We start from the raw sequence: 12,540 nt of genomic DNA, 5'->3' as shown, positions 1-12,540 counted from the left end.
TTTCAGGTAGCCTTTCTGCCTACTGATTCGCCCGAATCCAGGCCAACCAGCGCTCAAACAGGTCGGGCTGCAGGCCGGCGATGACGGAGCGTTTGAAAACGTGTTCGCCGCTCCAGAAGTCGTCGCCTTCCAGCGTGGCCAGGCGGCCGCCGGCTTCTTCGTAAATCAGGGCGCCGGCGGCGTAGTCCCACAGTTTTTGGCCGCCGTGCAGGTATAGGTCGTAGCGGCCGGCGGCGAGGTAGCACCAGTCGAGCGTGCTGGAGCCCATACTGCGCTGCGAGCCGAAGGGGTGGAGGGTTTGCATGCGGCTAGCGAGTTTGCCGGAGCGCAGATATTTCACTTCCACGCCGGCAATAGACTCATGCAGTTTTTTCGGTGTGTTACGTAAGGGCAGAGGGTGGCCGTTGAGGTGGGCGCCGTGACCGCGTTCGGCAGTGAACATTTCCTGCATCATGGGGTGGAAAATGGCACCCAGCTGGGCGCGGCCGTGGCGGATATAGGCCACGGAGAGGGCGAAGTGTGGCAGGCCGTTGATGAAGTTGTTGGTACCGTCGATGGGGTCGACTACCCACAGCCCAGTTTCGGCATGCCGCCACATGGCGTGTTGTTCGTCGGCACTCATTTCTTCGCCCAACATCGGGCAGTTGATGATTTGCGGCAGGCGTTCGGCAAACATGGCCTGGGCGTGCAGGTCGGCTTCGGTGAGGCGGGTACCGTCGCTTTTGGTACTGACGGCGGCGTTGAGAAAACGCGGCATCACGGCAGTTTGTGCCACTTCGCGAACCAGTTCTGCTAAACGGTTGAGCAAAATCTTTCCTTCCCGATGCTTTTCTGATAGAAACGGGATATTAACCATTTTTCGGGGTAAACAACAGATGCCGCGTTTTTATGTTCCGCAAACTTTTGTTGCCGGCGAGGTGCTGAGGCTACCTGAAAATGTGTGCCGGCATATCCAAGTGCTGCGCTTGCAGGCGGGTGCACCGCTGGTGTTGTTTGACGGGCAGGGGCAGGCGGTGGCGGCGGAATTGCTGGAAATCGGGCGTAAACAGGCGATGGCGCGGGTGGATAAGTTGCTCACGGAATCGCGCGAATCGCCGCTGGCAGTTACGCTGATTCAGGCAGTGTCGGCTTCAGAGAAAATGGATTTTGCGGTGCAGAAGGGCACGGAATTGGGGGTGAAGCGCATCGTGCCGACGGTTTCCATGCGTTCGAATGTGCGGCTTTCGGGCGAGCGGGCGGAGAAAAAGGTGCGGCGCTGGCAGGAAATTGCCATCTCGGCCTGTGAGCAATGCGGGCGCAACGAAGTGCCGCCGGTGGCACCGATTGTTGATTTAGCGCAGGTGCTGGCTGCGCTGCCGGCCGATTCGGGCGCGCGGCTGCTGTTGAGCCCGCACGGCGGTGTGCCGCTGCGCAGCCTGCCGCCGGTACAAAGCTCGGTGTTGCTGATTGGGCCGGAAGGCGGGTTGACAGCAGAAGAAGAGGATTTGGCACGCTCGTATGGCTTTCAGGCGGTGCAGCTCGGCGCACGGGTGTTGCGCACTGAAACGGCGGCGCTGGCGGCATTGGCGGCGATGCAGGCCTTGTGGGGCGATTTTTAGCGGCATGGGCGCTGTGCTAAAATGCGCGAATTGAAAGTTTTCAGGTAGCCTTCTTTCTTACCTTAGAGGCTACCTGAAAAAATAACTGGATTAGGAAACAGATAAATGGCAAAACCGAAAAGCGGCCTCGGCGGCCGGGGCTTGGATTCTTTGTTGGCCGGTGCGGTGGGCGACAGCAGCGGCGACAGGCTGACCAGTGTGCCGGTGCGCGACATCAAGCCGGGGCGCTATCAGCCTCGTTCGCAAATGGACGACGAAGGCTTGCAGGAGCTGGCCGATTCGATTAAGGCGCAGGGCGTGATTCAGCCAGTTATCGTGCGCGAGCACGGCCTGTCGCAATACGAGCTGATTGCCGGCGAGCGCCGTTGGCGCGCCAGTCAGCTGGCGGGTTTGGCCGAAATTCCGGTGGTGATTAAAAGCATCGGCGACGAAGCGGCACTGGCGATAGGCTTGATTGAAAATATCCAGCGTGAAAACCTCAATCCGATTGAAGAGGCTCAGGGTTTGAAGCGTTTGGTGGATGAATTCGGCCTCACGCATGAAACCGTGGCCAAGGCAGTAGGGCGCAGCCGAAGTGCGGTGTCGAACAGCCTGCGCCTGTTGGCTTTGCCCGAACCGGTGCAGGAAATGCTGTTTTTACGCCAGCTGGAAATGGGGCACGCGCGGGCCTTGTTGTCGCTGCCGGTGATGGAACAGCTGTCCTTGGCGCAGAAGGCGGTAAAAAACGGCTGGTCGGTGCGCGAGGTGGAACGGCGCAGCCAGCTGGTGCAACAGGCGCCACAGGAGAAGAAATCGAAAACCGTCAGCCCGGATATACGTTACCTGAACGAGGCGCTTACGGAAAAGCTGGGTGTGCGCGCGGAAGTACAAACTGCCAACCACAAACGGGGTAAGGTGGTGTTGCATTTCGACAGCCCGGAAACTTTTGCGCGGCTGATGCAGCAGTTGGATGTGAAGTTACCTGATTGAGCAAAGGCTTGCTTGAGGTTTTAGGTGCTTGGGAGTTATGTCTGCATGGTTTTCAGGTAGCCTTTAAGGCTTTGAATATTGATATTGTTTGACAAGAATTAACACTTTTCTTGACTTTGTTGGCGTTTTTGCTTATATTTAAAAAGCTAACATTTAGTGTATGAAGATGGATGTATGGCGGCAACAATTTATCTCCAATTGGTAATCACGGCGATACTTGTTGCTGTTTTTTGGGTGTTTTCCGGTACGGTTGCAGCTAAGTCGGCAGCGCTGGGTTGTTTGTGTTATACCGTACCCACCATCTTAGCGGTACTAGTTTTAAGGTTTTTCCTGAAGTTTCCGAAATGGAGTGGCAGCGCATTCTGGCTGGGAGAAAGTTTAAAAATAGTACTGGCGCTCGTGTTAATGGCGCTGGTGTTCGTTTTTTATCGCCAACACATCGTGTTCGTTCCGTTTATTGTCGGGCTGGGTGCGGTGAGTCATGCGGTGTTACTGATATTTTTGAAGGTTAAGAAGTATGGCCGGTGAAAGCATGAGTGCAGCCGACTACATCAAGCACCATTTGCAAAGCTTGACCAGTTTGTCGGATGTAAGCAAAGGACAGGGTCTGCAAAATATTGCCGACTTCTCGTTTATAAACTTGGATTCCCTTTTTATTGCGGCTTTTTTGGCGGTTCTCGGGTCGCTGGCAATGTGGTATGCCGCTCGCAAGGCGACGCCAGGGGTGCCGGGGCGTTTTCAAGCTGCTATAGAAATCTTGTTCGAGTTTATCGATAATTTGTGCAAGGGTATTATTCACAATGAGCAATCGCGTAAAACAGTGGCGCCGTTGGGTTTGGCGCTGTTTGTTTGGATTGTCCTGATGAATACTATGGACTTACTGCCGGTGGATTTGTTGCCGTGGATTTGGCAGCATGTAACTGGTAATCATCATGCCCTACTGCGTGTGGTACCAACTGCAGATTTAAATATTACTCTGGGTATGTCGATTGGTGTGCTACTTACCTGTTTCATGTTTAATGTCAAAATTAAAGGGTTGGGTGGTTGGATTCATGAGCTGTTTGCTGCCCCCTTTGGTATTTGGCTGGCTCCGTTCAATTTTATTTTGAATCTGGTGGAGTTTTCTTCCAAAACCATTTCGCACGGCATGCGACTGTTCGGTAATATGTATGCTGGTGAGTTGGTGTTTTTGCTGATTGCTATGCTGGGTGGTGCTTGGGCTATGCCGGGTGAAGCAGTTACCTGGATTGACCCAGTGCTGGCGTTCTTCCATATCTTGGCTGGGTTTATTTGGGCAGTATTCCATATTTTGGTTATTGTGTTACAAGCGTTTATTTTCGTTGCTTTGGCTTTTGTTTATATCGGTCAGGCACATAGTTCTCATTAGTAGTTTGTTGTTTTTTTTGTAGTAGTTTAACTTTCACTTTTAGATAAGGAGTTTTAAATGGATTTGAATAGTGCATTGGCCATCACTTGCGGCCTGATTGTTGCGTTCGGTGCTGTGGCTGCTGCGGCTAGTATCGCGTTCGTGGGCTCAAAGTATCTGGAGGCTTCTGCTCGCCAGCCTGAGCTGATTGAACCGCTGCAAACCAAATTATTCCTGATTGCCGGTTTGATCGACGCGGCATTCTTGATCGGCGTGGCTGTTGCTTTGCTGTTCGCCTTCGTGAATCCGTTTGCCCCGGCAGTTGCAGGTTAAGATTACACAAACTTTTGACGTTTGTTTTAACCCTAACTGTGAAGGTTGAGTAAAGTGAATATTAATTCAGCTTTAATCATACAAATAATTGTCTTTTGCCTGCTGGTGTGGTTCACCGTGAAATTCGTGTGGCCACCCATTGCTAAGGCTTTAGATGAGCGTGCCAGCAAAATTGCCGAAGGTTTGGCTGCTGCCGAGCGTGGAAAAAGTGATTTCGAACAGGCTGAAAAGCGTGTGGCTGAACTCATGGCTGAAGGTCGTGATCAAGTTGCCGAAATCATCACTAATGCAGAGAAGCGAGCCTCTCAAATCGTTGAGGATGCCAAAAAGCAGGCCTCTGATGAGGCTGCTCGTGTTGCTGCACAGGCTAAGGCCGATGTGGAGCAGGAAGTTAATCGGGCACGCGAAGCTCTGCGTGAGCAGGTGGCTGCGCTGGCAGTTAAAGGTGCTGAACAGATTCTGTGCAGCGAGATTAATGCCGATAAACATGCCCAATTGCTGGGTATGTTGAAGCAGGAGCTGTAAAACTATGGCTGAACTTGCCACCATTGCCAGGCCATATGCCAAAGCATTATTTGAATTGGCATCTGAAAAAGGCCAAGTCGAACTTTGGTTGGAGAAGCTGAAAGATTTGGCGTGGGCTGTCGGACAACCTAAGCTTATCACGTTACTGGATGATGCTGGCATCGCTCCTCACCAGAAGGCAGATGCCTTGATTGGATTGCTGGATGATATCCAGACGCTGCAATATACGGATTTCAAAAATTTTCTGTATGTGCTGGCTGAAGGTGGTAGATTGACAGTTTTGCCAGAAGTCTATAACCAATATCAAGCATTGGTGCTGGCAAAAGACCATATACAGAAGGCTATAATTTACAGTGCCTTCCCGATGAGTGAAGGACAGTTCGCCAAGGTGGTAAGTGATTGCCAGCAGAAGTTTGGCCACAAGCTGGAGGCTACCTTAAAGGTGGTGCCCGAGCTGATTGGTGGTATCAAAATTGAAGTTGGAGATAAAGTTTTGGACTTGTCCGTGCGGGGGAAGTTGAAAAACCTGTATACGGCCATGATAAATTAGGAGAGTTTCATGCAGCTTAATCCTGCTGAAATCAGTGAGTTGTTAAAATCTAAAATTGAAAACCTGAATGTAAAACAGGAAGCCAACACCTATGGGGGTGTGATTTCTGTGACCGACGGTATCGTGCGTGTACACGGATTGTCGGATGTAATGCAGGGTGAGATGTTAGAGTTCCCCGGCAACACGTTCGGCTTGGCCATGAACTTGGAGCGTGACTCGGTTGGTGCGATTGTATTAGGCGAGTACGAGCACATTAAAGAAGGCGATCAAGTTAAATGTACCGGCCGTATTTTGGAAGTGCCGGTTGGTCGTGAGCTAGTTGGCCGTGTCGTGAACGCCCTGGGTCAACCGATTGATGGCAAAGGCTCTATTAACGCTAAAGAAACTGCGCCGATTGAGAAAATCGCTCCGGGTGTAATTGCACGCCAATCCGTAGATCAGCCAATGCAAACTGGCTTGAAATCAGTGGATTCTATGGTACCGATTGGTCGTGGCCAGCGTGAATTGATTATTGGCGACCGTCAAACTGGTAAGACAGCTGTTGCATTGGATGCGATTGTCAATCAAAAAGGTACCGGTGTTATCTGTATTTATGTGGCAATCGGGCAAAAAGCCTCTTCTATTGCCAACGTGGTACGCAAACTGGAAGAGCATGGCGCGATGGAGCATACCATTGTGGTGGCGGCAACTGCTTCTGAAGCAGCAGCTCTGCAATTCATCGCTCCGTATTCTGGTTGCACGATGGGCGAGTATTTCCGTGATCGTGGTGAAGATGCGTTGATTGTATATGATGACTTGTCCAAACAAGCCGTTGCCTATCGTCAGATTTCTTTGCTGTTGCGTCGCCCGCCTGGTCGCGAAGCTTATCCAGGTGATGTCTTCTATCTGCACAGTCGTCTGTTGGAGCGAGCCGCACGCATCAATGCTGATGAGGTGGAAAAACGTACGAATGGCGAAGTAAAAGGTAAGACGGGGTCATTGACCGCGTTGCCGATTATCGAAACCCAAGCTGGTGACGTGTCTGCTTTCGTGCCGACTAACGTAATTTCTATTACTGACGGCCAGATTTTCTTAGAAACCGATTTGTTCAACTCAGGTATTCGTCCGGCCATTAACGCAGGTATTTCTGTATCACGCGTGGGTGGTTCCGCTCAAACCAAGGTTATCAAGAAATTGGGTGGTGGTATCCGTTTGGCTTTGGCTCAATATCGCGAATTGGCAGCATTCTCTCAATTTGCTTCTGATTTGGACGAGGCTACCCGCAAGCAGTTGCAACATGGTGAAGTGGTTACTGAATTGATGAAGCAAAAACAATTCAGCACCATGAGTATTGCTGAAATGGCTTTGACCTTGTGGGCAATTAACAAAGGCTCTTACGAAGATATACCGGTATCTAAGGCATTAGCGTTTGAGGCTGACTTTTTGGGCTATGTGCGCACGCAACACGCCGATGTGCTGGATCAAATCAATCAGCAAGGCGTGATGAGTGATGAGAACGAGCAAGTTTTGACCGAAGCTATCAACACATTTAAAGCCTCCCGCAACTACTCGGCTTAAACCGCAGAAAAGGAAAAGTCTGAAATGGCAGTAGGGAAAGAAATCCTCACAAAAATCCGCAGTGTACAGAATACACAGAAGATTACCAAAGCCATGCAGATGGTATCGACTTCCAAAATGCGGAAAACGCAGGACAGAATGCGTTTGGCACGGCCTTATGCCGAGAAAGTGCGCATAGTGATGAGCCACTTGGCGCAGGTAGAAACTGAGCATAAGCAGTTGCCAATCTTGGAAAGCCGAGAAAACATTCGGCGTGCTGGTTTCATCTTGATCACTACCGACAAGGGCTTGTGTGGCGGGTTGAATGCCAATTTGCTAAAGAAGTTTTTGGGGCAGGTGCAAGAGTATCAGCAGCAGGGAGTGGAGGTGGAGGTTATCTGCTTCGGTAGTAAAGGCTTAGCTGCCTGTAATCGTGCAGGCCTCAATGTGGTGGCCAGTGCGGTGAATCTGGGTGACACTCCGAAGATGGAAGTGCTGCTTGGTTCGCTGACTGAAGTGTTTCAGCGTTATGCTGATGGTGGCTTGGATATTGTGCACTTGGTGTATTCTAGATTTATCAATACCATGCGCCAAGAGCCAAATTTGGAGACCTTGCTGCCTATCGGCCACAATGTGCTGAACGAAATATCGGAAGCAGAAGAATACGGCCGAGAATATGTTTATGAGCCGTCACCAATTTTGGTGTTGGAATATTTGGTACGCCGCTATTTGGAATCGGTGGTGTATCAGGCTTTGTGTGAAAACATGGCTTCCGAGCAGTCTGCCCGTATGGTAGCAATGAAGGCCGCTACGGATAACGCAAGCAACGCAATTAAGGAATTACGCCTGATTTACAACAAATCCCGTCAGGCAGCGATTACTACTGAATTGTCGGAAATTGTAGCCGGTGCCGCTGCAGTATAGGTGGGCAGAGCAGGCAGATTTGAATATTTAGGATAGATAAATGAACCAAGGCAAAATCGTACAAATTATTGGTGCGGTAGTCGACGTGGAGTTTCCGCGTACCGCCATTCCGCGTGTTTACGATGCACTCAAACTGGTTGATACTGATTTGACGCTGGAAGTACAGCAGCAGCTTGGTGACGGCGTTGTCCGTACCATTGCGATGGGTAGTACAGACGGTTTGAAACGTGGCTTGGCTGTGCAAAATACTGGTGCACCGATTACTGTGCCGGTGGGGAAAGCCACCCTAGGCCGCATCATGGACGTTCTGGGCAACCCCGTGGACGAACAAGGTCCGATCGGTTCTGACCAAACCCGTGCTATTCATCAATTTGCACCTAAGTTCGACGAACTCTCCAGCACTACCGAATTGTTGGAAACAGGCATTAAAGTGATCGATTTGCTTTGTCCGTTTGCTAAAGGTGGTAAAGTGGGTCTGTTTGGCGGTGCCGGTGTGGGCAAAACCGTGAACATGATGGAGCTGATTAACAACATTGCCAAAGCGCACAGTGGTCTTTCCGTATTCGCCGGTGTGGGTGAGCGTACTCGTGAAGGTAACGACTTCTACCACGAAATGAAAGACTCCAACGTGTTGGATAAAGTGGCAATGGTGTATGGCCAGATGAACGAGCCGCCTGGTAACCGCTTGCGTGTTGCTCTAACTGGTTTGTCGATGGCTGAATACTTCCGTGACGAAAAAGACGAAAACGGCAAAGGCCGTGACGTATTATTCTTTGTGGATAATATCTACCGCTATACTCTGGCGGGTACCGAAGTGTCGGCTCTGCTTGGCCGTATGCCTTCTGCTGTGGGTTATCAGCCAACTTTGGCTGAAGAAATGGGTCGTTTGCAGGAGCGTATTACCTCCACCCAAACTGGTTCCATTACCTCTATCCAAGCCGTATATGTACCGGCCGACGACTTGACCGACCCGTCTCCCGCCACTACGTTTGCCCACTTGGATGCGACTGTAGTATTGAGTCGTGATATTGCTTCCTTGGGTATTTACCCTGCGGTAGACCCTCTGGACTCCACTTCTCGCCAGCTCGATCCGATGGTGCTCGGCCAAGAGCACTACGATGTGGCTCGTGGCGTGCAATCTACCTTGCAGAAATACAAAGAGTTGCGCGATATCATCGCCATTTTGGGTATGGACGAGTTGTCTGACGAAGACAAGATGACTGTGATGCGTGCCCGTAAGATCCAGCGTTTCTTGTCGCAGCCTTTCCATGTGGCAGAAGTGTTTACCGGCTCACCCGGCAAATACGTTTCGCTGCGCGATACCGTGGCCGGCTTCAAAGCTATTCTGAGTGGCGAATACGACCACCTGCCGGAGCAGGCCTTCTATATGGTAGGTGGCATCGAAGAGGCTGTGGAAAAAGCCAAAACCCTGAACTGAGGAATGCAGCATGAGTATCATGCAAGTTGATGTGGTCAGCAACGAGGAGAGTATCTACTCCGGCGAAGCCAGCTTCGCCGTGGTGCCGACCCTAAACGGCGAGCTCGGTATTTACCCGCGCCACGAGCCGATTATGAGCTTGGTGCGCCCTGGGGTGCTGCGTTTGCAGGTACCGGAGCAGGAAGAAGAGGTGTTGGTGGCCGTTTCCGGCGGTATTTTGGAAGTGCAGCCACACAAAATCATGATTTTGGCCGACGTGGCTGTGCGCAGTGCCGAGCTGGATCAGGCACGTGCGGAGGAAGCTAGAAAAGCTGCCGAAGCCGGTGTGAAACAGGCCAAAGATGATGAGTCAATGGCTAAAGCCCAGGCAGCATTGGCGATTGCACTGGCTGAATTGAAGGCTCTTAATTACCTGCGCATTAAACACAAGCGTTAAACCAATCGGTTCGACGGACGAAAATAAAGCACGATCACATCGTGCTTTATTTTTCTTGTTGGTGATGGCAAGCCAAATTGATTTTCGATATAGTGGATTAAATTTAAATCAGGACAAGGCGGCGAGCCGCAGACAGTACAAATAGTACGGCAAGGCGAACCAACGCTGTACTGGTTTTTGTTAATTCACTATACAAGGTGGTAGGCGCACAGCCAGGTGAACCAACACTGTAGTGAGTGTTAAGTTGGTTTGCTATAAGGCTACCTGAAAAAGTTGAGGCCAAGGGAACATACCTACTCCGCCAGCAATATCGTTTTCAGGTAGCCTGCCTTGAGGGGCGGATGGTGGGCAATCAATCTTCAGCCAAACAGCCGTGGTCAGCCAGTATTTTACGGTACACAGCATCGGGGACATAGCGGCGGATGGTTTTCTGCCAGTTTTGCGGGCCGACCATGCCTTTGACCATGGTGGAAGATACTTCGGCAAATTCGCGCGGCGGCATCAGGATAACGGTGGTGATGGCTGGTTGCAGGTCGGCATTGATGTAGCGCATGGCACGTTCGTATTCATAGTCTGAGCCGCTGCGGATGCCACGCACCACGAAATCGGCTTGGATGCTATCGGCAAAATCAACCAGAAAACGGTTGTGGAACTGAGTAACGCGCACATTGGGGAATTCGGCGGTGATGTCCACCAACATAGCTTTGCGCTCTTCCAGTGTGTAGGTGGCCTGCTTGTCGGGATTGGTGCCGATGGCCACGATAAGTTCGTCAAACATGGCCTGTGCGTGGCGGATCATCCATAGGTGGCCGTTGGTGGGGGGGTCGAAACTGCCGGCGTAAACGGCGCGGCGGTGGTGTGGTTTCATGGTTGGTTCTGCATACGACAAATTAAAAACGGGCGAAGCCTACCCCGCTTGCTGCGGCAGTGCAAGTTTATTTTGGTAGGTTGTGCAGGTTGAGGCTGTTACTCGGTATCTTCAGCCATTGCGTTTTCAGGTAGCCTCCAGCCAGAAAAGGCTACCTGAAAACACCATGCAGCGATAATTTGGCTATATAATGCCGCTTCTTTATCAAGGCTACCTGAAAACATGAATTGGGTTGCGAAATTTGAGGATTGGTGTAGTCGGCGCTATGTGTATTGGCCGCTGGTAATGCTGCTGGCAGCCGCCACGCCGCTGGCGTTTGCGCCGTATTACCATTTTTGGCTGATGCCGCTGCTGTTAGGTGCCCTGATTCGGCTCACCGAGCTACGGCCGCAAAACAGCGTGTTTGGCGCCTACTGTTTCGGGTTGGTGGGCTACGCTGCACAGTTCTATTGGATACACACCGCGCTGCACGACATATCCGGCCTGCCCAATCTGTATGCCTTACCGCTCACCATTCTGTTGCCCGCTTATCTTGCTCTTTATCCTGCCGCCTGCTTTTGGTTGCTGGAAAAAGCGCGCCTACCCCGTGGTTGGCGTATTGGTCTTTTGCTGCCCGTGTTGTGGGCGCTGGCCGAATTTGCCCGCGAGCGGGCGATTACCGGCTTCGGTTGGGGTGCGTTGGGTTACAGCCAGGTGGCCGACTTTTCCCCACTAGCCGGTTATGCCCCCGTGGGCGGGGTGCACTTGCTTACCCTGCTGTGCGCCTTTTGCGGCGCGTGGCTGGTGCTGGTGCTGCACAACCAAGGTTGGAAGCGGCGGGTATTGCCGCTCGTGTTGCTCGTCGGCGTTATCGCCGGCGGCTGGCAGCTGCGCCAAGTGCGTTTCACCGAGCCCGATGGCAGCAGCGCCACCGTGGCGTTGGTGCAAGGCAATATCGCGCAAACTTTGAAATGGGATGCCGACTATCTGAACGAAACCATGCAAAGCTACTATGAACAAGTAGCCAACAGCCATGCCGACATCACCATCCTGCCCGAAACCTCCATTCCCGTGATGCGGCAGGACTTGCAGGAATACAATCCCGGCATCCTCGACCAATTTGCCTACGAAGCCCAGCGCAACGGCAGCGCGCTCGCCATGGGTATTGCCCAATACAATCAGCAGCGTACAGGCTACCTAAATGCCGTGATTAACTTGAGCAATTACCATCCCGACCGCCCAGACGACATCCCGTTCTACGCCAAAAACCACCTCGTGCCCTTTGGCGAATACAAACCCCTGCCCGCTATTACCGAGCCGCTGTACCGCATGATGAACATGCCCTTGGCTGGTTTTGACCGTGGCGGCAGCGCCCAAGCACCGCTGCTTTTGGCCAACCAGCGCGTGACGTTTAACGTGTGCTACGAAGACGGCTTTGGCGACGAACTAATTGCTTCTGCCAAACAAGCCAGCCTCCTGGCCAACGTGAGCAATTTGGGCTGGTTTGTCCGCTCCAACGCCATCCACCAGCATTTGCAAATATCGCAAACCCGTGCCCTTGAGCTCGGCCGCTATATGGTACGTGCCACCAACACCGGCGCCACCGCCATCATCAACCCGCAAGGCCAAGTGGTGAAACTCGCCCCGCCCGACACCCGCACCGTGCTCGAAGGCAATATTGAAGGTTATCGCGGCGAAACCCCGTATATGAAAATGGGCGGCTCGCTGCCATTGGTGTGCGGTTTGTTGTGTTTGGCCGTATTGCTGATTCTGGCCGGCTATCTGCCGCGTTGCAAACCTGCTTCCGATGCAATAGAGGAAAGGCTACCTGAAAAAAGCAGCGAGCCAAGTGCCGAGCCGAAAGATGAGGGCAAATAAATACGGTTGCCCGAAGTTGTTGCTGGTTATTGCAATATAGAAAATAAATTAGAATTTAAAAAATACAAAATTTAACCTATCGTAAACCAAAATCACACAATATAGGTGTTTAATCACCCCTGTAACTAAAGAGACAGAAG

Annotated in this window: 14 protein-coding genes; 12 read left to right on the top strand and 2 right to left on the bottom strand. The window is 51.8% G+C overall.

The genetic code is table 11. The annotated features are described in order from the left end of the window. Nucleotides 1-19 precede the first annotated feature (19 nt). A complete protein-coding gene (locus tag CKV94_RS03860) occupies nt 20-808 on the bottom strand; it encodes an inositol monophosphatase family protein (RefSeq protein WP_035580545.1) in 789 nt (262 codons plus the stop codon). A gap of 67 nt (nt 809-875) precedes the next feature. On the opposite strand from CKV94_RS03860, the gene CKV94_RS03855 reads away from it, so the two are divergent. The 11 genes from CKV94_RS03855 (at nt 876) to CKV94_RS03805 (ending at nt 9,675) form a co-directional block, all read left to right on the top strand. Continuing rightward, on the top strand, nt 876-1,598 hold the full coding sequence (locus tag CKV94_RS03855) for a 16S rRNA (uracil(1498)-N(3))-methyltransferase (protein WP_003823570.1): 723 nt from the start codon (nt 876-878) through the stop codon (nt 1,596-1,598). Between the two features lie 105 nt (nt 1,599-1,703). Then, nucleotides 1,704-2,567: a ParB/RepB/Spo0J family partition protein gene (locus CKV94_RS03850; RefSeq protein WP_003823569.1), complete on the top strand. Its 864-nt coding sequence runs from the start codon at nt 1,704-1,706 to the stop codon at nt 2,565-2,567. 174 nt (nt 2,568-2,741) lie between these two features. Next, nucleotides 2,742-3,095 carry an ATP synthase subunit I gene (locus CKV94_RS03845; protein WP_003823567.1) on the top strand — a complete coding sequence of 118 codons (354 nt, stop codon included), beginning with the start codon at nt 2,742-2,744 and terminating at the stop codon, nt 3,093-3,095. Continuing rightward, nucleotides 3,085-3,954: a F0F1 ATP synthase subunit A gene (atpB, locus tag CKV94_RS03840; protein ID WP_003823566.1), complete on the top strand. Its 870-nt coding sequence runs from the start codon at nt 3,085-3,087 to the stop codon at nt 3,952-3,954. The genes CKV94_RS03845 and atpB overlap by 11 nt, the downstream gene beginning before the upstream one ends. Nucleotides 3,955-4,011: 57 nt before the next feature. Then, nucleotides 4,012-4,266: a F0F1 ATP synthase subunit C gene (atpE, locus tag CKV94_RS03835; RefSeq protein WP_003823565.1), complete on the top strand. Its 255-nt coding sequence runs from the start codon at nt 4,012-4,014 to the stop codon at nt 4,264-4,266. Between the two features lie 54 nt (nt 4,267-4,320). Next, nucleotides 4,321-4,791 (top strand): F0F1 ATP synthase subunit B, encoded by a 471-nt coding sequence (locus tag CKV94_RS03830; protein WP_003823563.1) that lies wholly within the window; start codon nt 4,321-4,323, stop codon nt 4,789-4,791. 4 nt (nt 4,792-4,795) lie between these two features. Further along, nucleotides 4,796-5,341, top strand: a complete 546-nt coding sequence (locus CKV94_RS03825) for a F0F1 ATP synthase subunit delta (protein WP_003823562.1) — start codon at nt 4,796-4,798, stop codon at nt 5,339-5,341. A gap of 9 nt (nt 5,342-5,350) precedes the next feature. Next, entirely contained in the window at nt 5,351-6,898 is a 1,548-nt protein-coding gene (atpA, locus tag CKV94_RS03820) for a F0F1 ATP synthase subunit alpha (RefSeq protein ID WP_003823561.1), read from the top strand. A gap of 24 nt (nt 6,899-6,922) precedes the next feature. Next, entirely contained in the window at nt 6,923-7,801 is an 879-nt protein-coding gene (gene atpG / locus CKV94_RS03815) for a F0F1 ATP synthase subunit gamma (RefSeq protein ID WP_003823560.1), read from the top strand. Between the two features lie 40 nt (nt 7,802-7,841). Further along, nucleotides 7,842-9,239 (top strand): F0F1 ATP synthase subunit beta, encoded by a 1,398-nt coding sequence (atpD, locus tag CKV94_RS03810; protein ID WP_003823559.1) that lies wholly within the window; start codon nt 7,842-7,844, stop codon nt 9,237-9,239. Nucleotides 9,240-9,249: 10 nt separating this feature from the next. Next, nucleotides 9,250-9,675 carry a F0F1 ATP synthase subunit epsilon gene (locus tag CKV94_RS03805; protein ID WP_003823558.1) on the top strand — a complete coding sequence of 142 codons (426 nt, stop codon included), beginning with the start codon at nt 9,250-9,252 and terminating at the stop codon, nt 9,673-9,675. Between the two features lie 352 nt (nt 9,676-10,027). Here the strand turns inward: CKV94_RS03805 and coaD are convergent, their stop codons facing one another. Beyond that, nucleotides 10,028-10,543: a pantetheine-phosphate adenylyltransferase gene (coaD, locus tag CKV94_RS03795; RefSeq protein ID WP_003823556.1), complete on the bottom strand. Its 516-nt coding sequence runs from the start codon at nt 10,541-10,543 to the stop codon at nt 10,028-10,030. 222 nt (nt 10,544-10,765) lie between these two features. Between coaD and lnt the strand changes: the two genes are divergently transcribed. Continuing rightward, the gene (gene lnt / locus CKV94_RS03790; protein ID WP_003823552.1) at nt 10,766-12,400 is read left to right on the top strand and encodes an apolipoprotein N-acyltransferase; all 1,635 of its coding nucleotides are present in this window, start codon (nt 10,766-10,768) and stop codon (nt 12,398-12,400) included. Nucleotides 12,401-12,540: the final 140 nt, after the last annotated feature.

The organism is Eikenella corrodens (assembly GCF_900187105.1).
GTDB classification, from domain to species: Bacteria; Pseudomonadota; Gammaproteobacteria; order Burkholderiales; family Neisseriaceae; genus Eikenella; species Eikenella corrodens.
The sequence above is the reverse complement of the archived record's forward strand: the minus strand, read 5'-3'. Positions and strand labels throughout refer to the sequence as shown.

What these genes read in the sequence shown, in the direction of transcription:
- CKV94_RS03855 (WP_003823570.1), top strand. Translation starts at nt 876, where the DNA reads ATGCCGCGTTTTTATGTTCCGCAAACTTTTGTTGCCGGCGAGGTGCTG.
- CKV94_RS03850 (WP_003823569.1), top strand. Translation starts at nt 1,704, where the DNA reads ATGGCAAAACCGAAAAGCGGCCTCGGCGGCCGGGGCTTGGATTCTTTG.
- CKV94_RS03845 (WP_003823567.1), top strand. Translation starts at nt 2,742, where the DNA reads ATGGCGGCAACAATTTATCTCCAATTGGTAATCACGGCGATACTTGTT.
- atpB (WP_003823566.1), top strand. Translation starts at nt 3,085, where the DNA reads ATGGCCGGTGAAAGCATGAGTGCAGCCGACTACATCAAGCACCATTTG.
- atpE (WP_003823565.1), top strand. Translation starts at nt 4,012, where the DNA reads ATGGATTTGAATAGTGCATTGGCCATCACTTGCGGCCTGATTGTTGCG.
- CKV94_RS03825 (WP_003823562.1), top strand. Translation starts at nt 4,796, where the DNA reads ATGGCTGAACTTGCCACCATTGCCAGGCCATATGCCAAAGCATTATTT.
- atpA (WP_003823561.1), top strand. Translation starts at nt 5,351, where the DNA reads ATGCAGCTTAATCCTGCTGAAATCAGTGAGTTGTTAAAATCTAAAATT.
- atpG (WP_003823560.1), top strand. Translation starts at nt 6,923, where the DNA reads ATGGCAGTAGGGAAAGAAATCCTCACAAAAATCCGCAGTGTACAGAAT.
- atpD (WP_003823559.1), top strand. Translation starts at nt 7,842, where the DNA reads ATGAACCAAGGCAAAATCGTACAAATTATTGGTGCGGTAGTCGACGTG.
- CKV94_RS03805 (WP_003823558.1), top strand. Translation starts at nt 9,250, where the DNA reads ATGAGTATCATGCAAGTTGATGTGGTCAGCAACGAGGAGAGTATCTAC.
- coaD (WP_003823556.1), bottom strand. Translation starts at nt 10,543, where the DNA reads ATGAAACCACACCACCGCCGCGCCGTTTACGCCGGCAGTTTCGACCCC.
- lnt (WP_003823552.1), top strand. Translation starts at nt 10,766, where the DNA reads ATGAATTGGGTTGCGAAATTTGAGGATTGGTGTAGTCGGCGCTATGTG.